General features: G+C 51.0%; 20 protein-coding genes and 1 tRNA gene. 11 read left to right on the top strand and 10 right to left on the bottom strand.

The genetic code is table 11. From position 1 onward, the window contains the following. Nucleotides 1-291: 291 nt before the first annotated feature. From JMI88_RS20540 to JMI88_RS20525, 4 genes are all read left to right on the top strand, one after another. Entirely contained in the window at nt 292-1062 is a 771-nt protein-coding gene (locus JMI88_RS20540; protein ID WP_201363847.1) for a response regulator transcription factor, read from the top strand. Next, the gene (locus JMI88_RS20535) at nt 1062-3431 is read left to right on the top strand and encodes a sensor histidine kinase (RefSeq protein WP_201363846.1); all 2370 of its coding nucleotides are present in this window, start codon (nt 1062-1064) and stop codon (nt 3429-3431) included. Before JMI88_RS20540 ends, JMI88_RS20535 begins: the two co-directional genes overlap by 1 nt. Nucleotides 3432-3824: 393 nt before the next feature. Further along, entirely contained in the window at nt 3825-4724 is a 900-nt protein-coding gene (locus JMI88_RS20530; RefSeq protein WP_201363845.1) for a complex I NDUFA9 subunit family protein, read from the top strand. A gap of 220 nt (nt 4725-4944) precedes the next feature. Beyond that, nucleotides 4945-6897 (top strand): adenylate/guanylate cyclase domain-containing protein, encoded by a 1953-nt coding sequence (locus JMI88_RS20525; protein ID WP_201363844.1) that lies wholly within the window; start codon nt 4945-4947, stop codon nt 6895-6897. A gap of 192 nt (nt 6898-7089) precedes the next feature. Here the strand turns inward: JMI88_RS20525 and JMI88_RS20520 are convergent, their stop codons facing one another. From JMI88_RS20520 to JMI88_RS20485, 8 genes are all read right to left on the bottom strand, one after another. Further along, nucleotides 7090-7956 carry a GNAT family N-acetyltransferase gene (locus JMI88_RS20520; protein ID WP_201363843.1) on the bottom strand — a complete coding sequence of 289 codons (867 nt, stop codon included), beginning with the start codon at nt 7954-7956 and terminating at the stop codon, nt 7090-7092. A gap of 193 nt (nt 7957-8149) precedes the next feature. After that, entirely contained in the window at nt 8150-9379 is a 1230-nt protein-coding gene (locus JMI88_RS20515; RefSeq protein ID WP_201363842.1) for a histone deacetylase family protein, read from the bottom strand. Nucleotides 9380-9471: 92 nt separating this feature from the next. Continuing rightward, nucleotides 9472-10335 carry a succinate--CoA ligase subunit alpha gene (sucD, locus tag JMI88_RS20510; RefSeq protein ID WP_201363841.1) on the bottom strand — a complete coding sequence of 288 codons (864 nt, stop codon included), beginning with the start codon at nt 10333-10335 and terminating at the stop codon, nt 9472-9474. Nucleotides 10336-10340: 5 nt separating this feature from the next. After that, nucleotides 10341-11489, bottom strand: coding sequence for an ADP-forming succinate--CoA ligase subunit beta (sucC, locus tag JMI88_RS20505; protein WP_201363840.1), 1149 nt, complete (start codon nt 11487-11489; stop codon nt 10341-10343). Nucleotides 11490-11790: 301 nt separating this feature from the next. Next, nucleotides 11791-13152 (bottom strand): phosphohexomutase domain-containing protein, encoded by a 1362-nt coding sequence (locus JMI88_RS20500; protein WP_201363839.1) that lies wholly within the window; start codon nt 13150-13152, stop codon nt 11791-11793. A gap of 86 nt (nt 13153-13238) precedes the next feature. Then, nucleotides 13239-13805 carry a GNAT family N-acetyltransferase gene (locus JMI88_RS20495; protein WP_201363838.1) on the bottom strand — a complete coding sequence of 189 codons (567 nt, stop codon included), beginning with the start codon at nt 13803-13805 and terminating at the stop codon, nt 13239-13241. Continuing rightward, entirely contained in the window at nt 13802-14983 is a 1182-nt protein-coding gene (locus JMI88_RS20490; RefSeq protein WP_201363837.1) for a phosphopentomutase, read from the bottom strand. Before JMI88_RS20490 ends, JMI88_RS20495 begins: the two co-directional genes overlap by 4 nt. Continuing rightward, nucleotides 14980-16188, bottom strand: coding sequence for a 6-phosphofructokinase (locus JMI88_RS20485; RefSeq protein WP_201363836.1), 1209 nt, complete (start codon nt 16186-16188; stop codon nt 14980-14982). Before JMI88_RS20485 ends, JMI88_RS20490 begins: the two co-directional genes overlap by 4 nt. Nucleotides 16189-16449: 261 nt before the next feature. Here JMI88_RS20485 and JMI88_RS20480 point away from each other — a divergent pair, with 261 nt between their 5' ends. After that, nucleotides 16450-17382 (top strand): nucleoside hydrolase, encoded by a 933-nt coding sequence (locus JMI88_RS20480; protein ID WP_201363835.1) that lies wholly within the window; start codon nt 16450-16452, stop codon nt 17380-17382. A gap of 33 nt (nt 17383-17415) precedes the next feature. Here the strand turns inward: JMI88_RS20480 and epsC are convergent, their stop codons facing one another. Continuing rightward, nucleotides 17416-18186, bottom strand: a complete 771-nt coding sequence (epsC, locus tag JMI88_RS20475) for a serine O-acetyltransferase EpsC (RefSeq protein WP_201363834.1) — start codon at nt 18184-18186, stop codon at nt 17416-17418. Between the two features lie 413 nt (nt 18187-18599). Between epsC and JMI88_RS20470 the strand changes: the two genes are divergently transcribed. Together JMI88_RS20470 and JMI88_RS20465 are read left to right on the top strand one after the other, a co-directional pair. Beyond that, on the top strand, nt 18600-18983 hold the full coding sequence (locus tag JMI88_RS20470) for a hypothetical protein (RefSeq protein ID WP_201363833.1): 384 nt from the start codon (nt 18600-18602) through the stop codon (nt 18981-18983). A gap of 160 nt (nt 18984-19143) precedes the next feature. Beyond that, a tRNA-His gene (locus tag JMI88_RS20465) sits at nt 19144-19219 on the top strand. Between the two features lie 179 nt (nt 19220-19398). On the opposite strand, the gene JMI88_RS20460 is transcribed toward JMI88_RS20465, so the two are convergent. Continuing rightward, nucleotides 19399-20181, bottom strand: coding sequence for an LLM class F420-dependent oxidoreductase (locus JMI88_RS20460; protein ID WP_201363904.1), 783 nt, complete (start codon nt 20179-20181; stop codon nt 19399-19401). 207 nt (nt 20182-20388) lie between these two features. Here JMI88_RS20460 and JMI88_RS20455 point away from each other — a divergent pair, with 207 nt between their 5' ends. From JMI88_RS20455 to JMI88_RS20440, 4 genes are all read left to right on the top strand, one after another. After that, entirely contained in the window at nt 20389-21399 is a 1011-nt protein-coding gene (locus JMI88_RS20455) for a Gfo/Idh/MocA family protein (protein WP_201363832.1), read from the top strand. Between the two features lie 175 nt (nt 21400-21574). Next, a complete protein-coding gene (locus tag JMI88_RS20450) occupies nt 21575-21823 on the top strand; it encodes a hypothetical protein (RefSeq protein WP_201363831.1) in 249 nt (82 codons plus the stop codon). A gap of 274 nt (nt 21824-22097) precedes the next feature. Next, entirely contained in the window at nt 22098-22982 is an 885-nt protein-coding gene (locus JMI88_RS20445; RefSeq protein ID WP_201363830.1) for an LLM class flavin-dependent oxidoreductase, read from the top strand. A 239-nt stretch (nt 22983-23221) separates the two neighbouring features. Further along, nucleotides 23222-25552, top strand: coding sequence for a xanthine dehydrogenase family protein molybdopterin-binding subunit (locus JMI88_RS20440; protein ID WP_201363829.1), 2331 nt, complete (start codon nt 23222-23224; stop codon nt 25550-25552). The last annotated feature ends 3 nt before the right edge of the window (nt 25553-25555 follow it).

Below are 25555 nucleotides of genomic sequence, written 5' to 3'. Positions count from 1 at the left end.
ACACCCGGTTTAGATAGCATTCCTTTTTGTTCAATGCTTCTATTATGTATGATGTTATAGTATAGTTTTCTCAGGCTAATTTCAATACGATATTCTATAAAGTGATGGTCTGAGATGCTTATCCCTGGTTTGCGGGTGCAAATTTTCAGGTCTCGGATGCTATCTTCTTCAGTCAAAAATTGCTATACTTGACAATACATATGGCGCAGATTTGGGGAGTGTAGGGTTGGTCTGCACTATCAAAACCTGGCCAATGGCTGATATCAGCACACGGAGTAGCCACGTTATTATATGGGAACATTGAAAGTATTGCTGGTCGATGACCACGGTCCTTTGCGCAAAGCGCTATATGAGGGATTGGAGTCTACCAGAGAGGTGCATGTGTTGGGTGAGGCAGCAACCGGCCGCGAAGCGGTAACGCGCGCGCTCGAGTTAGATGCGGATGTGATTTTGATGGACGTACAATTGCGTGATCCAAAGGAGGGCCGTCGGGCCTTGAGTGGTGTGGGAGCCGCAGTTGCCATCCGCCGTGAACGTCCGCGTATGCCGGTGGTGTTTTATTCGATTCAAGACGATGATGAATATTATCGCGAGTTTCGCGCCTCTGGTATTCTGACGCATTACGCCTATGTACGCAAGAGTAATTATTTATTGCCCAGCATGCTGGTGCCACTTTTGCGCGATGCCGTCAGTGGTCGCAGCCTGGTTGATCCAGAGATTGAAGATCGTGTGCAAGAGGTACGCGATCTGGATGAGCAATCGCCGCGAGCTCTATTAGAGCCTAATGAACTGCGCGTTGCCGAGTTGATGGCTCAGGGTATGACCAACGAGCAGATTGCTACGCGTCTCAATTTGCATGATAAGCGAGCGGTAAGTCGCACCAACGGACGGATTTATGCAGCCTGGGGATTGAGCGAGAACGCTGTAGACGATAAGGTGGCGCGCGCCCGCGCGACATTAATTTATATGCTAAATCGTATGGTGATGTGGGATGAGGAGGGCGTGGCCCTGGTGCAAGATCGCCGGGGTGAGTGGATCCCTCTCTACAAAGAAGAATACTAATGCCTGTACCGTTTTTTCAGACTCCTGCTTTGTTGCTACAAACTCTCGCCCTGGCTTTGTCGATTTTTAATCTGATAGCTTTTTTATGGTTGGCGTTTACCGTGTGGCTGAATGGTGATCGGCGCAGCATGATCGCGCGTGTGGGTGTGGTGGGATTGGGATTGGCGGCGCTCTTTTTCTTTATTCATGCCTTGCTGATTTCTGGCTCTCTATCCATAGCTACAGGCGGACCTATCTCAGCCGATTTTTTGTGGCGCCTGATCTGGTTCCCAGCCATCGGCGTGCCCTATATCTGGTTTGTTATTGGTCTGTATTACGCCTCTTTCCTCAACAGCAAATGGAGCCGGCGCCGCCCATACTTGCTGATTAGCAGCGCGCTGCTAGGTTGTAGTGTGCTGTTGATTCTGATTGTGAATCGAGCTACTTTTACTTTCAAGGGAACGCTATTGCTGCTGGCCTATGGAAGTGATATCAGTAGTGGCTCACCGAGGGGACCGTCTTTACCACTGCTAGTATTGCCAATCTTTTTAGCTTATGTGACATTCTGTGTGATCGGTCCCTGGTTTACGCCAGCACGGGTGGGACGCCTGCTCAATGCCCTATGGCGCTTTGGCATCATGCGTGTGCGCACCCGTTCTTTGCGTCGTTCCCTGGTCGATGCTTTCTGGGATGACCAGATTGATGTGGAAAATCTGGAAGAGCCCGTATTGTCCTGGCATCTTGCGCGCCCAGTATTATTGCTGGCGGCACTATTGATGGTCTGTTTGACCCTTAGTTTAGGTGTACTGGGTGTCTGGTCGATGATCAACTGGGTGAAAATACAGGAGAATGGCGGCCTTCCCGCAACCTATTTGACCAACCCCAATACTATACCAACTAATCTCATCCTGCTGGATATTTACGCGACCGGCTGTGTAGCCTTGATTGTCTTGCTGATTGGCTATTCAATTGTCAGACATGGCATCCTTATTGAGCGTCCCCTGGCCCGGAGAGGCTTTTTTGAACAATGGCGTGGCATTGTATTTGTCGCTACTGCTATTGCACTTTTTATTTCTTTTCTGATGTGGATTACGCATAGCTCGTTGGGAAGCCTGTTGCTAATTACCATCATTGCCACCGGAGCCTATGCCCTCTTTACCTGGAGTAGCTACACCGCGCACGACCGCTATGTCTCATTGTTAGGACCTTTCTTGCGCAGTACCAGTGTGCGTCACTGGCTCAACACCGACTTGCAGAAGACCGAGCAAAATATGGAGGCCCTCTTCTTTCACCTGTGTAAAGAGGTATTGGAAGTGCGTTGTGCGCGCCTGGTCGTATTGACTGGTCCTGTTAGAAGAAGTTTTTCCTATCGCTGGTCAATCGTAGATATGCCTGAAAATGCCGAAGAGCTGAGCGGCATTGAGCTCAATGAGCCGGTGCTAAGCGAGATCAAAGGTCCAAAGGTACTGCGTTCTGACTTGCATGCTTATCGTATCAGAGTATTATTGCAAGGCCTGCCGGTTATCTGCTGGGTATTGCCGATTTATGATGAATTAGGATTGGTTGCCAGGCTTTATCTGGGCCCGCGCCAGGATGGTGGGGCTTTTACGAATGAAGATATGGACCTGGCGCAGGCGTGTGGGCAGCGGATTCTGGATACGCTGCGTGATCATGAGGCCATGCTGGCGGTAGCTGGTTTGTTGCGGCGGCGTGTGGTAGATGTAAAACTGTTGGGCGCCCAGCAACGTCGTGTCTTGCACGATGAAACCTTACCAATGTTGCACCTGGCCCTGTTGCGGCTGGAGACCGTACGTTCCCTCCATGCGCAGGATAGCGAGACCCCAGAGCGTTTTGAGCAAGCTTTGCATGAAGCGGTTGGCTCGATCAGTTCTGTCCATCGCCAACTGGCGTCGATGATGCGAGCCATGTCAACCGGCGCCCCGCATCGCCTGGAGCGAGATGGCATGATGGCCGCCATTCATACCATGCTGGAACAGGATTTTCAGCAGGCCTTTGATGTGGTCGAGTGGAACGTCTCAGAGGAAACCGCTCAGGTCATTGATGATGTTGTTCCTCCCGCGATTGCCGAATTGATCTTTGCTGCCGTGCAGGAGGCCTTGCGCAATGCCGCTCGCCATGCTCGCGGTTCTGATATCCATCGTCGGCTGCGACTCACCCTCTCTGCTTTCTGTAATCCTCACCTGGAAGTTGAGGTAGCCGATGACGGCATCGGCATCGTTGCCGCCGGCTGCTCAACCACTGGAACGGGTGGCGGACTCCTAACACATAGCGCGCTCCTTGCCATCGCTGGAGGCACCCTTACCGTCAAAACAACTCCCAATGAGGGTGTCTGCGTACGTATTTTCCTTCCCATAGAAGCACTGCGGTAGGCGCACCCATTGCTGGCAATTTTTACCCTTTCCGTTTAAAAAAAGCGACAATAATGATGATACGCATCATGCCAGGCCGCTCCAATCGCTTTTTTTGTGCGTTTTCGCATGGAAAGCAAGCGAGCGCTAGCAATGGCGCACCTACGAGTACTTGATGTGCTGACTCACCATCAAATACATGAGATTATGCCCTGGCTTCAATGTTGATCTCTTATTACACTAAAAATAGTAGTTTATACTTAAGAACAAGCGGAAGTGCTGCCTATCTGCGACTCGTTGCGCCGCCGCAACGTTATTGTAACTACTTTAAGATAAGAACATTAATAGTACCTGAAGCGCGCCGATCCAGCATCTCTAGCGTAAAGGGTGTGTTTCAAAGAAGGGACAGAGCCAATGTTACTGATTACAGGGGCCACTGGTTTTATTGGGAGGCATCTGGTAGCTCGACTGGTAGCCCAGGGTGAGCGGCCACGCTGCCTGGTGCGTGATCTGCACCAGGCAGCCAGCATCTTACCTGCTGATAGTGTTGAATTAGTGCAAGGGGCGACCACGCAACCGGCTACACTGGAACCCGCTGTACAGGGAATCGACACAGTTATACACGCAGCTTTCATGACTGCCGATCGTAAACAATCTGCGGGCAATTATTACGAAGAGACCAATGTGGGAGGCACCTCCAACCTGATTCTGGCGGCCAAAGCTGCTGGCGTCAAACGGATGATTGAAGTTAGCGGCCTGGGTACTAAACCAGATAAACCTGGTAGTTATATGCAAGGCCGCTACTTATCCGAGAAAATGCTAATAGAGAGCGGACTGGACTGGACTATTATTCGGCCCTCGGTGCTCTTTGGCAAAGGAGCGCCTTTTATCAAAGGATTAGTGGATCTGATTCAGACAGCTCCCGTGGTACCGCTGATTGGTGGTGGCAAGACCATGTTTCAGCCTATCTCCGTGGACGATGTCGTAACGGTTATTATCAAGATCCTGCAAAATCCGGATCAGACCAATAGTAAGATCTTCACGATTGGTGGGCCGGAATACTATTCATTCAGCCAGATTTTTGACATGCTGCTTCAGGCTACCCATCATAATCGACCCAAGGTTTACGCTCCTACACCTTTAGTCGGAGTGGGAGCTGCTGTCATGGAGGCCGTCTTACCCAAACCACCGTTAACCAAAGCCGCCATGGCCCTCTTCTCATTCGACAATACTACCGATCTGAATAGCGTCGAACGTGATTTTGGTTTCAAGCCACAATCCTTCAGAACTTATCTGGAAACACAAGGCGTGTAAAAAGCAAGCGGTGCTAAATATAATAAAGCAAGCAAAACATTGCTGTGCTATAATAGGTGGGCATATTCGTTTTAAAATAAAAGAGTATGCCCATGTTTCGCGTGCGCTTTTTAACGTATGGCTGTGTCGCAACTCTATCTGATGACATATTTATGACCACTGCTAACTTTTCGCAATGGCCCAGGGAGGGACAACGCTCCATCTAGAGGGAGGAATCTGCGTGATCTCTGCCGATTTATCTGGCAAAGCAGGCGATGAATTACGCGCTATCAGTGAGAGGGTGATCCGCATTTCGCGCCTCATCCACGAGAGCTCTGAGCGATTAGGTATTGCTGTTGAAGGCACCTTTGCGAGCGAGGGGGGTGACCCCCGGGTGCGCTTATTGAGTGATGCCCTGAATGTGAGTCGCAGTGCGGATTTAGAATTAGGGCGTATCTACCAGGCGATACAGCGTACGGTGAGCGAAGCTCAGGCTCAATCTCCTGGCAGGAGATCGGCGCAGAACGCTGACCTGGAGACTCAGCCCTCACCGTCCAGGCGTTCCTTTAAGAATGAGCGTGAAGCCATGGCGACCAGTATCTTGAACCTGGAGCGGCAGCGCGACGAACTGGAAACGCTGTCAGAAATTGCACGTACGCTCAACTCGACCCTGGAGTTCGACGAGGTTTTGTCGCTGGTCATGGATCGCGTCATCCAATTCGTGAAGGCCGAACGTGGTGTGTTGATGCTGGTGAATACCAGTTCGGGCGCCTCCGAGTTAACCATTGCGCGCGACAAAAATGCCAATACCATTCCCGAGAGCGCTTTTGCTACGGCTCAGATTAGCCGTAACACGATCAAAAAAGTTATTGAGAGTCGCCAGCCATTGTTGACCGATGATGCGCAGCTAGATGAGGGCTTAAAAGATAATCAGAGTATTTTGGTGTATGGCATTCGTTCCATTATGTGTGCGCCCCTGATTGTGCGCAATAATTGTATTGGCGCTGTTTACGTCGATAGTCGCTATAACACCAGGCTCTTTAGTCGCAAACATCTGGAATTGTTACTTGCCTTCTGTAATCAAGCCGCCATTGCTATCGATAACGCTCGCCTGTTCGCTGACCTCAATCGTGCCATTCGCACGGTGCGCGAAGATAAGCAATACATGGATAATATCTTTGGTTCTATCGCTAATGGCGTCATCACTACCAATTCTGCAGGTATGATTACCACCTTTAATGCGGCGGCCAGCATCATCTTGCGTATAAATCCTAATCAGGCCCTGGGCAAACACTATCGCGATGCATTTAAGAGCTTACCTGCTGAGGTTGGTATCATTGATATGCTCTATAATGCGCAAGCCCATCATGAGCATGGCACGTTGATTAATCAGGCTATCAACTGTAGAGTTCCTGGCCGAGAGCGGGATGAGATGGTGAGTTTAAGCTGTTATGTCAGTTCGCTCCGTGATGTGCAAGGCTCGCATATCGGCATGGCCTTAGTGATCGATGACCAGACAGAGCTTAAACGTTCTGAGGCGCGAGCCAGACAGGTGCGAGGCATTTTTGAACGTTACGTACACCCACATGTCGTTGAACAGCTCATTCGTGATCCCATGGCCTTGAAGCTAGGAGGTGAAACGAAAGAGATCTCGGTCGTTTTTGCTGACATCCGTGGGTATACTCGTTTGAGCGAAAATATGCGGCCAGAGGAGGTCATGCACTTGATCAATCGCTACCTCAAGATCATGTGTGACGCCATCTGGGAAGAGGCGGGCACCCTGACCGCATTTCAAGGCGATGCCTTGATGGCTATCTTTAATGCGCCTTTGCCACAAGCTGATCATGCCTTGCGTGCCGTGCGTGCGGCCTGGAAGATGCGTATGGCAGTGCTTGACTACCAGCGTTCACAGCCCCAGGAAGTTCAGGTTTCCTTTGGTATTGGTGTCAATACCGGCCTGGCTACAGTTGGGAACGTTGGCGCGCACGAGCGCTTGCAGAACTATACGGCCATTGGGGACGCGGTCAATGTCGCTTCGCGCTTGCAGAACAATGTTTCTGATAATAATATCCTGCTCAATGACACTACATATCAACACGTTTCGAATCAGATACAGACCGGTAAACCCTATGCACTCTCGGTAAAAAATAAGAGCGCCCCATTAACAGTGCGCTATGTAATGGGGCTGCGCTAAAAAAGCATAAGATTCGCGCCTTCGGCTCCTGACACTACGCGCCTACGGCGCTCAAAGCGTTTTATTGAGACAATGGTGCAAAAAACACGCGCTCAGCGCGTGTTTTTGCACCATTGTCTCAATAAAAAAGTGCGGCCGCGTATGCGGACGCCCGAAAGGGAGTGCTTTGATCGCAGTATATTGCGGTCAAAACTAGAGACGTTTGCGCAACACAAAGCCCTTTTGCTGCAAGCGGATAAAGCCAAACCACTCATAGAGACGGTGGGCATGATGGTTATCTTCCTGGGTATTGAGCATAATGCGTGAGACGCGAGCGCGCTCAAAAAAGTAGATTGCCTCGACCATCAGGCGCGCTCCAATACCCAGGCCCGCCGCCGATGGATGCACAGCAATGCGCACCAGATAGCCATAATCATCGTCCAACGCATTGAACTGATAGCCCACCACCTCTCCATTGAGCTCTGCCACAACAAAGTAAGGGTGGGTACTGGCAATATCTTGAAAAGAGTAGGGGTCGTAGCGCCACAGATCTTCAAAGCAGGCCTCTTCAATGCGCAGGAGCGCAGGCATATCAAGCGTCAGATCTACGTTGCGTATAGTCACAGATTGATTGCCAGTGGTTGGGACCTTGTAATCGAATTTGTCGTAGGAATAGAGATTGCGATAAGGAATGAAGCTTCGACCTAGTAGGAGGGGGCGCAGCCAGTCATTTTCACTATCATTGCCAGAATAATGGAAATACTGAACGCCCTGGGCCCTCAATTGCTCATAGAGCTGATCGAGTAAGTGGGCCAGCACTGACACATATTCTCTACTCTCTGTCCAGCTAACCCCAAAGCCGCTAAACCAGGCCAATGATGGACTAATAATCTGTGAGAGCAGGAAGCCATAGAGAGTGCTATCATTCCACAGCCCAACTGCCGGATACCGCTTTAACAATAAAGGCAACTCACCGAGCGTAAAACGCTGGTAGATATACTCAGATGTGCGCAATAGCCGTTCAATAGCAGGGATATCCTCCTCACCAAGCAACCGTATCTGTCTGTGTTTATTTTGCATATATCCTCTGTGCAGGCAGCTTTTATACATGCCACGTAGTGCGCCGCAAAGATTTTAATGAGCATCATATGTGCTCACAGTGCCCTCTGCTATATGCTTTTAGTGTATCTCTTAGTGTTCCTGGGCGTCAACAGAAAGGCAGAGAAAAAGAGCGTAGATTCTGGTATTGTCCACGCTCTTTTCAGTGGCGAAATTATTCTTCATTCTGGCAGCAGGTATCGCTGGCATTGTCTGCGGATGGGGCTGCAGGTGTTTTCGTGATAACGGGACCTTTAACTTCACGCAGCAGCTTTTCACGGTCTGGTTTGGCCTGATTACGCATGCGATAGCCAGTGAGTTGATGGATGCGTCGCAGCTCTGAAATCAAGACATCCGTGTTGATCTGGTAGGTGATATCAGGCGCCTGACCATACTTATCAACAGCTTCCGTGCTACCAAGAAGCTGATTGAGGCTGGTAGCGACTCCGCTGGCAATAACATCCAGGTCGTAGCCACCTTCCTGGACCATGATCAGTTTTCCTTCACAGAGGGTATCGGCCAGCTTGAGAATGATTTCATTAAGCTTGGCAAAGCCGGCGGTGGAGATGCGCATGCCTGGTTGGACGCCAGTGTGGCCCTCGGCCTCTTTCCAATGGGCGTCATAGCCAGCTGAAACCAGGATCAATTGTGGATTAAAGCGGTCGGCGGCAGGAGCCAGAATCTGGCGGAAAATGGGTTCATAGATTTCATAGCCTGAACCTGCTGGCAAAGGAACATTTATGGTGGTGCCTTCTGCCGCACCTTCTCCACGTTCTTCGGATAGGCCAGTGCCAGGAAAGAATGGGGACTGGTGGATTGAAAAATAGAGGACGCGCGGATCATCATAGAAGGTCTCCTGGGTACCATTACCATGATGCACATCGTAATCGATGATCATGACGCGCTCCAGCCCATAGTGATCTAGTGCATAGCGAGCCGCGATCGCGACATTATTAAAGATGCAGAAACCAAAACCAGCTTCTGCGACGGCATGGTGTCCCGGAGGGCGAACCAGGCAATAGGCATTTTTGACCTCGCCATTCATAATGGCATCCAGGGCTGTCAGAGGGGCCCCTGCCGCTTTACGAGCGGCTTCATACGTTTTAGCGGACACGTACGTATCAGTTCCTGCCTGCAAGCTGGTAGGAGTTCCGGTGGTTGCCTCGGTTTCGGCTGCTTGCTGGCTGAGATCTGCAATCTCCTGGATGTATTCGCGTTCATGCACAGTTGCCAGTTCATCAATGCTGGCGGCACGTGGCGCCAATTGCACGAGTCCTGGACGTTCCAGCCAGTTCATGGCGCGCAGATAACCGATTGACATCTCCATTCTTTGAGGACGTTCAGGATGTCCTTTGGGGACGAGATGCTCCATAAATATTGGATCATAGACGAGGGCCGTTGTCATAGATTTCCCTTGGTCAGGCTGATTGGTTGAGTGCCTGGTTATTTCTAGGTGGAGTACTCATGCCTGACTGGCATGAATACTCCAGCGTTGTGTTAGAGTACTTTTTTGACTAATTCAGGAATATCAAAAATGGTATCGGCGACAGGAACGCCAGCGGCTTGCAATGCAGCTACTTTTCCCTGAGCGGTACCGGTATTGCCGGAGATGATTGCTCCAGCATGTCCCATGCGTTTGCCTGCGGGTGCAGTACGACCTGAGACGAAAGCTACAACAGGTTTGGTCATCGTTTTGATGAACTCCGCCGCATCTTCTTCATCGCTGCCACCGATCTCACCACACATCACTACAACCTTCGTCTGCGGATCTTTCTCAAAGAGACTGAGATAATCCACAAAGGTTGAGCCGATGATGGGATCGCCGCCAATGCCGATACAGGTAGACTGACCAATGCCAGCCTCTGTAAGCAGAGAGACGACCTCATAGGTTAGAGTACCTGAGCGTGAAATAAAACCTACAGGACCGGGATTAAAGATCTGGTAGGGGATGATACCGATTTTGCCAAAGCCAGGAGAGCACATACCTGGACAGTTAGGACCGATCAGGCGAGCACCCTTTTCGCGCACCACCAGCATGGCGCGGGTCATGTCGATGACGGGAATGTTCTCGGTAATGCACACAATCAGTTCAATGCCAGCGGTGGCTGCTTCCATAATGGCATCAGCTGCCCCGGTTGCTGGCACGAAGATGCAGCTCGCATTGGCATCAGTAGCCGCCTTAGCCTGGAAGACAGTATCAAAGACTGGCACGCCCTCGACGGTTTGTCCGCGTTTGGACGGTGTGACGCCGCCCACAATGTTAGTACCGGCAGCAATCATATTGCGGGTATGATATTGACCCTCGCGGCCAGTGATACCCTGAACGATGACCCGCGTTGTGTTATCTAATAGAATACTCATGTCCCTTACAGTCCTTTTTCCGTTTGAGCGATCGCGGCCACAATCTTCTCTGATGCGTCGCGCATATCTTTACCCCAGTCCAGTCCTGCGTCTTTGAGCAACGCCCGTCCCTCTTCGGCGCCCGTCCCCGAGAGACGAACCACAATGGGCATGCCCTTGGGAAGTTCAGCCTGGGCCATGATGACGCCCTTAGCGACCTCTTCGCCGCGGGTAATGCCGCCGAAAATATTGACGAGAATGCCCTTAACCTGTGGGTCCCGGGCCACAAACGTGAGTGACTTATACATGACTTCGGCTTTGGCACCACCGCCGATGTCAAGGAAGTTGGCTGGCTTACCGCCCGAGCGAGCCACCATGTCGAGCGTAGTCATCACCAGACCCGCGCCATTGCCGATAATACCAACGTCGCCATCCAGTTTGACATAGGTCAAACCAGCTTGCTTGGCTTCATATTCCAGAGGATTTGCCTCTTCAGGCTCAGCCCAGGTTGCGTATTCTTTCTGGCGTAACAGGCCATTATCGTCGATTACGATTTTGCCGTCAGCAGCCATCACCTTGCCGTCAGCGGTATAGGCCAATGGATTGATCTCGGCCAGGTTCGCATCGCTCTCAATGAAGGCTTTAGCCAGGGCAGCCAGGATGGCCGCTGATTGGCGCAAAACATAGGAGGGGAAGCCTGCGCGGGCAACAATATCCAGGGCCTCAAAATGTCGTAGGCCCCAGTGCATATCGATGGGCTGCTTAATGATTTTTTCGGGTGTCTTCTCAGCGACCTCTTCGATATCGATACCGCCGGCCGTCGAAACCATCACGACTGGTGCCTGAGATTTACGATCGAGCACTATACCCAGATAGTATTCTTCTTTAATATCGATTTTAGAAGTTACCAGTACCTTTTCGACAGTGAGTCCTTTAATATTCATACCAAGGACACGCGCAGCCGCCTCGCGGGCTTGCTCGGGTGTGTCCCCGAACTGGATACCGCCAGCTTTGCCGCGTCCTCCGACATAGACCTGAGCTTTAATAACAACTGGCCCACCCAATTCACGGGCAATAGCTTCGGCCTCTTCTGGTGTATAGGCGACTTTTCCCGGCTGGACCGGAACGCCATACTTCCCCAGAATATCTTTGGCCTGATATTCATGAATTTTCAAAATAGTTGCTCCTTGTGATACTTGTCGTACATCATTGTACTCCTCACTATTTTAAAGAAATTACTTATTATGCGCAAGAGAGAATATAGTGCCTGGGATTTCTCCTATGCCACCAATGGAGATGCACGAGAACATATAGAAGGCCCGTCTCCGATTTTGCTGACCGGGAAGCTGTCTGTTATACTCCCGCTTTTTCCTCTGCTTGTAATATACCACGTGGAGAGCAACCCCGGCAGGAGTACTGGTAATCCTGATCCGGGGTTGGAAATCATCTCTGATACTATTTCTTTTGTTACAGGCGCTAGCCGCGAATAAAGGCCAGGACTTCGTCGCGCTTCTGCTCCATTTGAGCTTGATCTCTGGCTTCGACGTTCAGGCGCAGCAGCGGCTCGGTATTCGAAGGGCGAACATTGAACCACCAGTCACCGTAGTTGACGGTCAAACCATCCAGTTTATCGACCGATTGAGCAGACTTGCCGAAGTGTTCCTCCAGAGCCTGCAGTTTGGACTGTGCATCATGAACAGTACTGTTAACTTCACCACTGCGTACCCAGTGATCCAGCGGTTGGATGATTTCAGAGAGAGGTTTATCCTCGACAGAAATCAGTTCCAGCATAATCAGCAGCGCGATCAAGCCGGAATCGGCGAACCAGTTATCGCGGAAGTAGAAGTGTCCGGAGTGCTCGCCACCAAAGATACCGTTGGCTTTACGCATGTCTGCTTTGATGAATGAATGTCCGACGCGGGTGCGCAGGCCCTTACCATCGAGCTTCTCAATCAACTCGGGAACGCTCTTAGAGACAATCAGGTTGTAGAGAATGGTTGAGCCCGGATGCTTGCGGAGCAAACTGTTGCTGACGGCCAGCGTAACCTGAGAGCCGTCGACCAGATTGCCATGCTCATCAACCGGGAACATGCGATCGGCGTCGCCATCGAAGGCGGCACCAACGTCTGCCCCTACCTCACGCACTTTTTTCTGCACATCAACCATGTTTTCTGGTTCGATCGGGCTGGCCGGATGGTTGGGGAATGTACCATCCAGGTCAAAGTAGAGCGGGACCAGTTCGCAGGGTAGATATTTGAATACACGGGGCATAATCAGACCCGACATGCCGTTGCCGGCATCGATGACAACTTTGAGGGGTTTGATCTTGCTGACATCAATGAAAGAGAGCGCATGCTGGACATAATCGTCGATCACATCGCGCCGGGTAATTTCGCCTTTTTTGGTTGGCTCAGCGAAGTTGCCGCTGACCGCCAGATCTCGGATATCACCCAGGCCCGTATCCAGGCTAATCGGGAAGGCTTGAGCGCGACAGAATTTGATCCCGTTATATTTGCCTGGATTATGTGAAGCGGTAACCATTGCGCCAGCCGAGTAATTGAATTTGCCCACTGCAAAATAAAGTCCATCGGTTGTGACCTGTCCCAGGTCAACCACATTTACTCCCTGGTCACTGATGCCGCGAATCAAGGCCTCAGCAATTTGCGGGGACGAGACACGCATGTCACGGCCAACAGCAATTTCAGGCACATTCAGATATTGGGCGGCAGCGCGTCCAATACGATAGGCGGTCTCGGGATATAGCGTTTCACCATAAACGCCACGCACATCATATGCTTTAAAAATGGATGGATCAACGGTAGTATGAGAAGTACTCATAATTATGTATGAACTTTCCCTGTTGATAGCAGCTTGCCAGGCCAGCTATCACAGCTAGAGAAAGCTCATCTCCTTTCTTAATCTGACTACACAGTATGTGATTTCCATATTTCTAATAGCACCCATAGTTCGCCCGTGCTGCGGGGATCGTAGATTTGCCCTACCTCGACAAAGCCAGCTTTTGCGAAGGCTCGACGAGATGGATGGTTGGCCAGAGCGGTTTCTGCATAGACACGCCGAATGCCGGGCAACGTAAAGATATAGCGTACCAGAGTGCGAATCGCTTCTGGCCCATAGCCCTGACCCCAGCGGGTTTTGTCTCCCAATCCCAGGCCAATCTCGGCTTGTCCCATACGGTTATCAACGTTAAAATACGTGATAGTGCCGATGGGGATCCTGTTTTCATCTTCAATGATGAACCAGAACTGGCGGCCATTACCACGGATGTAGTTGCGCTCGAACGTGGGCAAAAATTCGCCCATAGTACGTGAATACGGTCGATGAATATCATAGCGCCACACCTCATCGTCACGTTCCCAGTGAAAGACATAGTTCGTATCTTTTGGGGTTGGCCGGCGCAATTGGATGCGTTCACCACGCAGATATGGCCCTTGAGCCACATCTGTTTTGTTATCACGTTGTAATTCTGTCATACTAACCCCAGTGTAGGTGCGAAACTTGTTCCAGCAGCCAGGGGTTCGACACCAAAAGCTTCTGCTAACGTCTGACCCAGGTCCGCGAAGGTTGGGCGAACGCCAAGATTTATGCCGGAACGAATTGGCTCTCCATAGGCAAGCAAGGGTACACATTCCCGTGTATGGTCTGTGCCCCGATAGGTGGGGTCCACCCCATGATCAGCGCTAAAGAAGAGCGCATCTCCGGGCCGCATGCGTTGTTGAACCAGTGGAAGCCACTGATCTACATCGCGTAAGGCTTGCGCGTACCCCTGACTATCCCGTCGATGGCCCCATAGCATATCAAATTCTACCAGATTGACAAAAAGTAGACCTGCAAAATCCTGTTCAAGCCATTTCAAGGTGGCATCCATTCCTTCGCGGTTCGTTTCGGTGTGATCGCGTTGGGTTAAGCCGCGTCCGGCGAAAAGATCTTCTATTTTACCCAGGCCAATCACGTCTTTGCCTGTGTCCTTGAGGTGATCCAGTAGCGTAATGCCGGTGGGAGCCAGCGAGAAGTCTCTACGGTGCTCGGTACGTTTGAAGGCACCTGGCTCACCAATAAAAGGACGCGCAATGACCCGCCCTACCGCATGATCGCCTGTAAGCATATTACGGGCGATCTCGCATATCTGATACAACTCCGCGAGCGGAATAACATCCTGATGGGCCGCAACCTGAAAAACGCTATCGGCGGAGGTGTAGAGAATGGGAAAGCCAGTGCGTACATGTTCCTCGCCAAGCTCTTTAATGATCTCAGTGCCCGAGGCAACTTTATTGCCGATAACTTTGCGTCCAATCGCTTGCTCAAATGCTGCGACCACATCCGCAGGAAAACCGTGTGGATAGGTGGGCAGTGGTCTGGAGAGAACGACGCCTGTCATTTCCCAGTGCCCTGTGGTACTATCCTTGCCGGCCGCAGCTGATGCCATGCGTCCATAGGCACCTGCGACCTTTTCACAAGGCGGGGTCCCAACAATGGGAGTGATATTGCCTATTCCCAGGGTCCCGAGATTAGGCAGTTCCAGGCCGCCGATGGCCTGGGCGCAGTGTTCGAGCGAACTAGCTCCTTCGTCGCCGTAGGCACGGGCATCGGGATTTTCGCCTGCCCCCACGCCATCCAGCACGATCAGGATTGCTCGCGTTAGGTGTGTCATGACTGTATCCTTGTCATTTGTAGTTGGGTATGGTATTCCAATGGTTCACCAATCAATGGCAATGCATAGTCGTAAAATGCCTCGGTTACCATTGTTTTGGTTGCATTTAAGTACTCATCTGGCAGCAGGCGCTGTACGTTAGCGACCTGGCTTAATTCTGCCAATCCAGTTGTGCAGTGATAAGGTGCTTGTGTTTCTCGTACCAATGTTATCATCTTATCACTTTCACCAGCGAGCAGGGCATGTACTCCCATTTTGCCCACCAGATAAGCCTCATTACGATCGGGCACAGAAATGCTAGTACTGGACATACGTTGCAGGTCACCAGGTTTATCAAAGCGTGCGCGCAGCTTCAATTCACGTTTAACCAGTTCTACCAGGTATTGAGCGGCCCCACTTAGCAATGGATGCTGGAAAGCATCCAGCCCAGCCTGTCCTGCGCTGCCCAGAGCATTGCCCTGTTCATCGCGAATGGCTTCGGCCGCAACGATAATAACGAAGCCAAGCTGCTTATAAATCTCCTCAATTTGTGTCAGAAAGCTCTGCGCATTAAAAGGTTTTTCGGGAAGCAGCAAGATATGTGGCGCATCGCTCTCGCTGCGTTTGCCCAGAGCGGCTGAGGCCGTCAACCAACCAGCGTCACGTCCCATTGTCTCAATGACTTTGACGGGATAGTGCCAGGGGATTGATAGCGTATTCATGGTGGAATCTTGCGTGGCTTGCGCCAGAAAACGAGCTGCACTACCATAGCCTGGACAATGATCGGTGAATGGAAGATCATTATCGATGGTTTTGGGAATGCTTATAATAAATAACTCATAGTTGCTCTGTTGCGCCGCCTCAGCCAGGCGATGAGCCGTATCGGCCGAATCGTTGCCCCCGATATAGAGCATATAGTGAATATCATAGCGGCGCAGAATTTCAATTGTACGTTCCAGGTCATGCTCCTGGAGCTTATAGCGGCACGAACCCAGAGCCGCCGATGGTGTATGTAAAAGCTGTGACCATACAGAGTTCGGTTGATTGCCTAAGTCGATAATATCTTCCTTGAGAAGACCTTCAATGCCATGATGCATGCCATAGATGCCGCCGATACGCTGATCGTTGAGAGCGGCCTCAACTGCACCAACAAGACTGGCATTAATCACCGCGGTTGCTCCGCCGGATTGTCCGATAATCAAATTGCCCGGTTTGTTTGTTGACAATACAATACCCTCTATTTTCAACTAGCTGTCGCAGCTATGGTTTTCCTGGGTCATTATAACAATGCCATCGATTGGCGTCGAGTGCTAAATGTGAGAAGGACTTGTTCTGCATGAGCCTGTTCAGGATGCTTGCATTCAATTTTGTGAGGAGTTGAAAATCTTTATATAGACATGCTACGATAGAAAATACTCATCTGTGTAGACGACATCTATCGGTTCAGGCTGACTATCAAAGATGAGGTAGCTGACAAAGGATAGAACATGAGACAAAAGATTATTCTGGATTGTGATCCAGGGCACGATGATGCGATCGCACTGCTGCTGGCAGCTCGTCATCCCGCGCTGGAACTGCTGGCAGTGACAACTGTGGCTGGTAATCAGTCGGTAGAGAAGACCTCGACCAACGCCTTGAAGGTTTGCTCGCTGGCTCGCGTCTTGGATGTGCCAGTAGCCCGTGGTATGCAGCGGCCACTGCTACGTCCGGCGCGCTTTGCTTCCGATATTCATGGCGAATCGGGTCTGGATGGTCCTGAGATGCCCGTTCCCGCCTTTCCTCTGGCTGCTCAGCATGCCGTCGACCTGCTCATAGAACTGCTCTTACAGTCCAATGGCGATATCGTATTGATTCCTACCGGACCTTTAACGAATATCGCGGCGGCCATACGTCGTGAGCCGGCTATCGTGCCTAAAATCCAGGCCATATCGCTAATGGGCGGAGCGATCAGCGTAGGCAATGTGACGGCCAGCGCCGAATTTAACATCTGGGCAGATCCTGAAGCGGCGGCAATTGTCTTTGCATGTGGGAGACCGATCACGATGGTCCCGCTAGAAGTAACTCACCAGGCTCTGGCTACTGAAGATATTATGCAGCGCCTGCGCGCCATGCAGCGACCTGTACCTACCTTTGTTGCTGATCTGTTGCACTATTTTGCGGATTCCTATCGCCAGGTTTTTGGTTTTTCCGCGCCGCCCTTGCATGATCCCTGTGCAGTAGCCGCTGTCATTGAGCCTGGTATTATACTCACCAGGGAGATGCACGTGGCTATTGAAACGCAGGGAGAATGGACGGTAGGGCGTACTGTTTGCGACATCTATGGTAAAACGGGACTGCCTGCGAATGCGTGCGTCGGATACGCGCTGCAGGTTGAACGCTTTTGGGACCTGCTTCTGGATACCCTTCAGTGTTATGCATAGAGGTATTCAGGTGAAGAGGTCCCGGTGTGGGCATTAGATCTGGTAATCCATCTCCCAGGGATCTTTGCCGTTCCAGCCCTGGGTCAACTCTTGATGTTTCTCCAACGGTTCACCACCTTTGACCAGTAGCTCGGCTGGTTTAGAGACAACCACCGAGTTAGCTGGTACCGATTCTAGCACCAGGGCCATACCGCCGATTTTGCTCCCCTTACCGATGGTGATTGGACCCAGAATGGCCGCGCCAACGCCAATTGTTACGTCGTCCTCAATGGTGGGATGCCTCTTCTGCTGTTTGCGAAATGGGTTGGGCCTCCACCAGCCTGTGGCACCGAGGGTAACCTGGTGATAAAGCATAACATTGTTGCCAATGACGGTGGTCTCACCAATTACCACGCCTGCCCCATGATCAATAAAGAAGCGCTTGCCAATCTGGGCGCCTGGATGAATCTCAATACCGCCGGTGATAAAGCGTGCAAACTGGGAGATCATGCGCGGGATGAACGGCACGTGTGCTTTATAGAGCGCATGTGCTGCCCGATGAAACAGGATAGCCCATAAACCTTGATACAATAGCGCCTCAAAGATATTTTTACAGGCTGGATCTTTTTCAAAGATAACATCAATGGCATCCGGCCAATGCGTTTTGCGACGGGGCGTTTTGGCCGGAACAGGAATAAAAATACCTGGAGGCAACTCTGGCAAGGACGCCAGTTCATCTCTATCGGTAGTGGATTGCTGGTCGTTTTCTTGCGTGCTCTCAGGAATGTCTGTCCCGTTTGAAGCACTATGTGGTCCCTGTGACATACCTGCTTGTGTCCTTTTCTCTCGATGACCAAATTCGTCCTATAATATATTCTCTTTGGAGTGTAGGACAGGGATTTCTGCTTGTCAAGTGTGTTTCAGAGTTCTTTCCAGATCTATCGGGCTCCCTTGCTGGCCTGGGGTGCTGATGCCCCTATATCCTTTTCCGTGTTGTGTCATGCAAAAGATGCGTAGTTGCGCATCTTTTGCATGACACAACACGAAATTTTTTGAGCGCCGTGGGCGCGAAGCGTCAGGGGCCGTAGGCACGAAACGCCTGCTTTTTTGATTTGGTACCAGCCGCATGCTCTCTTTTTGACTTGGAGGCAGGCTGTGCTGTATAAGTAGAAGAGTATATTTAATATGTTTGTTTGTGGCATGTCATAAAGCAAAATGTTTTAAAGAGAGAATTTTTCATGAAAATAGTTCGCCGTTCACGTCCTCGCAGTATTACCACATTCGCTCTTTTTGAGTTGATGGGATCACTGGGCTGTCTGGTTTTGCTACCTTTTACCGTCCCTGGATCTCGTGATTTTATTGCTTTGCTGCTGGGAGCCCTGCTCGGCTTTATTGTTGTCTACGGCCTCTGGACCGTGCAATACTGGGCGTACTGGGCCACGGTCGCCTATGAGACCAGCGAAGTGCTCTATGAGCTCTATTTGTTGACTCAGCCTGAATACAGAAATATCCTGCACATGTTCGGGCCCATCTTTGGTATTTTAATGAGCGCTCTGGCGCTCGGATACCTGTTTTTGGACCGCTCGATCAAGCCAGTGTTCAATCGTACCGTCCTCCCTTAGTCGTTGCAGAGGGGGCGAATGCATCAAAAAGTGGTCGAATTCCACAAATTAATTGAATTTTCCCAATCTGGCAAAAATTATGTTGTTTAGCTATTGACAATTCGCAAGCGCTCCGGTATACTGTCGACGTGTTAAGAAATGAGCACACAAAAATAGTATGGTGACCGTAGCTCAATAGGCGGAGCTCTGGATTGTGGCTCCAGCGGTTGTGGGTTCGAGCCCCATCGGTCACCCCACTAAAAACGATACATCCGAACAGGGCGTATCGTTTTTTTTTGTATGTTTGGCTACTTGCGTGATTCATCAATACGTCGATGGGCCACGGATGTGAAGGTATGCAGATTGAAAAGGACCCATAGCTGCATTGGTTACAGCTATAGGCCCTTGACTTATTATTATACAGGTTGACCAGTGCTTACTTACGTGAGTCGCGCCAGCGTACCAGTTTCTGAACCGCTTCAAAGTCCCAGGGAGCACCCAGACCCAGAATGAGTTGACTGATACCAGCATTAACGAGGGCATCGCGCTTTTCGTTGCTGTCATCCTTGTCGGTGCCACAGGTGCGCTCGATCTCATTGGGATCGCGACCCTCTTTCTGACACCAATCGTTGAGCACTTCCATTTTATGTGTAATGGTCTCGACATCGCCGAAGCCATGCCACATGTCGGCGTATTTAGCGGTCAGGCGTAAGGTTTTCTTTTCGCCACCACCACCAATCAGTATTGGAACCGAGCCACGTACAGGTTTTGGTACATCGACCTCCCAACGCTTTTTGATGATTGCCAGCGACTCTTCCAGCGCGTTCAGACGACTACTGGCAGTGCCAAAGTTATAGCCATACTCTTTATAATCACGCTCAAACCAGCCTGCGCCAATACCCAGGATCAAGCGGCCATTAGTGATATGATCGAGCGTTTTGGCCATATCGGCGAGCAAGGCAGGATTGCGATAGGTGTTGCAGGTTACCAGACACCCAATCTGGGCTTTACTGGTCAGCATGCCCATGGCTGTCAGCAGAGTCCAACCCTCAAAGTGATTACCCTGCGGATCACCATAGAGTGGGAAGAAGTGATCCCAGTTCCAGATCGTATCTACACCAAGCTCTTCCACGCGTTTTACAGCATTAGCGTAATCTTCGTATGAAGTGTGCTGTGGGTGTAATTGGACGCCTACCTTTAGTGGATATTTTTTCGTCATTTGTGGCACGAGATATTATACCCTTTCTCTATGTTAGCAGTATGGAAATACCCATACCCCTTTGAGTGTAAGCACATTTTAACGCTGGTTGCAAGTTTCCACTGGCTTTTCTCCAATTTTGATGCGAAACACAGTGAATGGTATTGAACATAGACAGCTTTTTGAGCTTATAATAGGGTGAGTTTTACCGAAAGGATTTTTCCAGTTATGGAACCCAGGATTTTGATTCGAAAAGACCCTGTTCGATGGGGTATCTTAAGCACGGCCAATATAGGTGTGCGAGCGGTGGCTCCGGCGATCCGAGCCTCCTCTAATGGGAAACTGGTTGCTGTTGGCAGCCGTGATAGCCGCCATGCCACCGAGGCCTATGCTTTTGCCCCCAACGTGCGTATATATGATTCTTATGATGCGATTATTGCAGATCCTGAGATCGAAGCGGTCTACATTCCTCTTCCGAACAGCTTGCACGCCGAGTGGTCTATACGAGCGTTGCAGGCGGGCAAACACGTCTTGTGCGAGAAGCCAATGGCCGTCACGCGTGAGGAGGGGGAGGAGATGGTACAGGTGGCGCGTGACAACCAGGTATTGTTGATGGAAGCCTTTATGTATCGTTTTCATCCTCAGATCGTCTGGGCTTTAGAACAGATCAGGACAGGTATGATTGGATCGGTACGGCTGGTGCGCTCTTCTTTCTCATTTGATATTCGAACACGTGCCGAAAACATTCGTTTACAACCAGAACTGGCTGGTGGTTCATTGATGGATGTGGGATGTTATCCGATCAACCTTTTCCGAGCTATCTATGAGCGCTCACCCCGTTCGGTGGCTGCCCGCGTGCATGTAACAGGACCTGTCAGTGTCGATCTGGCCACTAACGCTGTCCTGGATTATGGTGATGGCTGCTTTGGCATGCTCGACTGCAGTTTTGGCCTACCCTCGCGCCAGGGAGCAGAAATTATTGGTGAGGCCGGTATGATTACGCTGCCTGTCCCTTTTACACCGGGGAGTTATGATATGACCGCGTTTATCACAAAGGATGGCCAGATGAGCGAGCAATCTTTCTCGGGAGTTGACCAGTATCAGTTAGAAGTGGAACATTTTGCACAATGTATTCGTTCCAATCAAGACCCGCAACTCTCCTTGAGCGAAACACTTGAAAACCTGGCTACCATCGAAGCCATCTATGCCGCGGCAGGCCTCGATTGGCCCATCCTCTAAGGGGATGGGTTTAGGTTTTTTATGGCTTGTGTTTTCTGGTTTTCTATATTACGCAGTCTGTTTGTTGACTATATTGCTGATCTCCATCTAGAATGGAAGTAGGATCGCGCGTAACAGACAAGAGATGTGATGTATCTAGCGAGATATTATCCCTGCAGGGAAGGAGCCAACAGCTATGGATGCAATAGTTGGGCGTTATCGCGCTCGTATGGAAGAGCCTGGCCTGGTACTCAAACATCCTTCGGGCATCAGCTTTGATTTGACACCCGAGGAGACGTTGGGATTACTGGATTTTATTACAGCGTATCGGCCGACCTTGTTGGCGTTGCAAGAGCGTGATACAGATCCACATATGGCGAGTATTGTGCTGGATAAAGACAATAAGTCAACTGGTATTGGAACTGTGCTACCTTCTAAGGGCTAGTTGTCTAACCAGGGTATTTTAGATCTAGATATCTGGTTCCTTCTTCAATTAATAAGAAAGGTTGCAGGCCAGGATAAAACGTATCGTTTCTCCTGGCTCACTTTGTTGCTCTGTCCACTGGGGCTGTTCCTTGCTTCCTTGCTTCTTTCCTCCCAAACATGATAGGCTTCAACTTGAAGCGAATGTTTCCTGTAGCGGTGTATAGCTTTATGGGGAGTCAGGCAAGTGCTTCCTGAATTTGTCCTCTAAATGCAATCAAAATGGAGGTATGACGTTGGCTGCTGTTGAATTTGGTCTCATGTTGCGACAGAATGATCCCGGTCATAGGTTGCACGAGTTGATAGATTTTAATCGGCACTGCATTGAAGAGCTGAAAGCAGGTTTTACGACACTCTGGTTAGAAGACCATCTGCAGGTGGGCGAGACCGATGCGCTGGAGTGTCTAACCACCCTGAGTTACCTGGCGGCCCAATATCCTCAATTCAAGATCGGGTCCTTAGTGTTATCCCAATCGTACCGCAATCCCGCCTTACTAGCTAAGATGGCGGCCAACCTGCAGGCCCTAACGGGCGGACGCCTGATCCTGGGTATTGGTGCTGGATGGAAAGAAGATGAGTATAAATCCTATAATTTCCCCTATCCACCCGTAAAGATAAGGATGGAAGAGCTGGAAGATGCCATCCAGGTCTTGCGCAGCATGTGGACTACGCAACCAGCCACATATGAAGGGAGGCACTATCAGGTACATGAGGCCTATTGCGCTCCTCAACCTGATCTCCCAATTCCCTTGCTGGTTGGTGGTGGCGGCGAGCAGCGCACTCTGGCTATTGTGGCCCGTTATGCAGATTGGTGGAATTTTAATTCCTGTACAGTAGAGGAATATGGGCGCAAGCTAGCGATTCTTCGTCAGCATTGCAGCAGTGTTGGTCGGGATTTCTCGGAGATCACCCTTTCCTATCTGAGTACCGTCAGCGTGTCAGATGATCCTGCTAAGGTCAAGCGCAATCCAAACAAACATTTTATCGCTGGTAGCAGCGAGGAAGTGGTGCGCGAGCTTGAACAGTTCCGTGACATTGGCGTTTCGCATTTTATGTTCCGCATTCTGGATATAGAGTCCTTGCGGCACTTCGTCGCTCATGTCGTTCCGCATTTCGCATAATTGTGCTGGTTTGCATAGATTATGTCTGACACAAAACCCATGTGTGTGATACACTGCTATAGTCAGTCATAGTCTATGCAAGTTCTGAAAAGTGTTACATGGCAGGGTCTGGCGTTTCTGATTTTTGCCCTGCCTCTTTGTTGCTTTCTATCAGGCACCGCCGGGTGAGGAAAGCACAGCGCCCATAACCGGTGAACGTATGTACTGTTTTAGATCATCTTATGGAGTATTTTTCCAATATGACACAAACCATTGATCATGAGACAAATCATGTTGCGGTTGGTAAGCCCACGCGCCGTATGGATGCGGAAGAGAAATTGACGGGGCGTGCGCGTTTTTCCGGTGACCTGCCTTTTCCCGGCTTGCTTCACGCGCGCCTGGTCTTAAGCCCCTATGCACATGCCCGCATTGTCTCCATTGATACTACAGCGGCTCTGGCTATTCCAGGTGTGGTTGCCGTCTATACCGCTGACACCCTGAAAATGGCTAAAGCGCATGAGAGTTCGCGCTCTCAGTCACCTCTGGCCCTGGATGAAGTATTTTGGTGTGGTCATCCAGTAGCTGTTGTGTTAGCTGAATCTGAGGCGCTGGCTGAGGACGGTGCGGCAGCTGTGGATGTCGATTATGATCCATTGCCGGTGGTGATTGATCCGCTGGCGGCGCTACAGCCAGATGCGCCACTGACCCGGCCACGTTCTAAGGATGAGACCTCCGAAATTGCTGGTGGGGGCACCCATGCTGATGTGGGAACTGCGCAGGCTGGAGAAGAAGAGCAAGAGAATCTTTCGCTGAATGTCAGTGATCGTGTGCATATGCATACAGGAGATATAGAGGCAGGTTGGCGTGAAGCCGACGTGGTAGTTGAGCGCAGCTATCGCACGCATTCCGTCCATCAATCCTATATGGAGCCGCAGTCGATTACTGTCGTTCCTGAGCAATCAGCAGGGCATAAAATGAGAGTTTATGCCAGCTCGCAGGGTTTATACAATGCGCGCTCTGATATCTCGAATGCCCTGGCCTTGCCGGAGCGCCAGATTTTAGTCGAGCCAATGCCGATTGGCGGTGCCTTTGGCGGTAAATTTGGTCTGGTGGAGCCCCTGGCGGCGGCGGTGGCCTACGCTATTCGCAAGCCCGTGCGCCTGGTTTATACACGCCAGGAAGAATTGCTGGCTGGCAATCCCGCTCCACAATCCTTGATTACAGTCAAGCTGGGTGCTAAGCGCAATGGCACGCTGGTCGCTTTGCAGGCCAGGATTATCCTTGACTCTGGCGCCTTTCCAGGTGCGGCAGCAGGTCTGGCTGGCTATCTCATCTCGAGTGTCTATCGCTGTCCCAATACCGACATCCGCTGCTATGAAGTTCTGACGAATAAGGTTAGCGTCGGGGCCTATCGTGCTCCTGATGCTCCTCAAACAGCCTTTGCGCTCGAATCGACTGTCACTGATTTGTGCCAGGAGTTGCAGATCGATCCACTTGAGTTTCGCCGGCAGAATGGCTTGCGGGGTGGTGATCCTTCTGGCAATCCTCGTCGTCCTGTTTTGCCGCCATTGGGCCTGATTGAATGCCTGGATGGCATTGAGCAGCATCCTTTGTGGAAAGAGCGCCAGGGACAGAAAGAGGTCCCTGAGGAACTGGCAGGCTGGAAGATTGGCTTTGGTCTGGCGGTTGGTGGCTGGCCCGGTGGAAATGATGTAGCGGCCGCCGCCTGTCGCCTGGAATCCGACGGCACGATATCTGTGGTAATTGGTACGGTGGATCTGACCGGATCAGATACCTCGCTGGCCTTGATTGCGGCTGAGGCGATGGGATTACCTGCATCTCAGGTCAATGTCGCCCATGATGCCACTGACACCATGCCTTACAGTGGTGCTACCGGGGGGAGTAAGACGATCTATTCGATGGGGCCCGCGGTGCTGGCAGCGGCACAGGAGACCCGACGACAGATCTTGCAGATCGCCAGCGATATGCTAGAAGCAGCGGTGGACGACCTGGAATTTAAGGATGATAACGTGGTGGTTAAAGGTGTGCCGGGCAAAGCCCTGTCGCTGCAAAAGATTGCCCAGGCTTCGACCAGTTTCAGCCGTCGTGGACCCGTCTATGGTCAGGGACGCACTCCGACTCCTGAGGGTTCGCCCATGTATGCGGCCCACCTGGCCAAAGTCGCTGTTGATCCCGATACCGGAGAAGTGCGCGTACTGGAGTATGTGGCGGCCCAGGATGTCGGTCAAGCCATTAACCCACCAGCCGTTGAGGGGCAGATCCATGGCGGTGTCACTCAAGGCATTGGTTGGGCGCTCTTTGAAGGTCTGGAGCATGACGAAAATGGTCAGTTGTTAACGTCTACCCTCATGGATTATGCTTTGCCGCATAGCTTTGATGTTCCTAACATCACACCACTCTTGATCGAAGTTCCATCGGGCGTCGGTCCTTATGGAGCGAAAGGTGTTGGTGAACCCCCGGTTATTCCGGTAGCGGGCGCGATTGCGAATGCCATCTACGATGCAGTTGGCGTCCGGCCGACTGAACTTCCGATCACCCCTGAGCGACTGTTTAACACGCTCAATCAATAGGCC

The organism is Dictyobacter formicarum (assembly GCF_016587435.1).
Note: the sequence above shows the minus strand (reverse complement) of the source record. Positions and strands in the feature narration are given on the sequence as shown.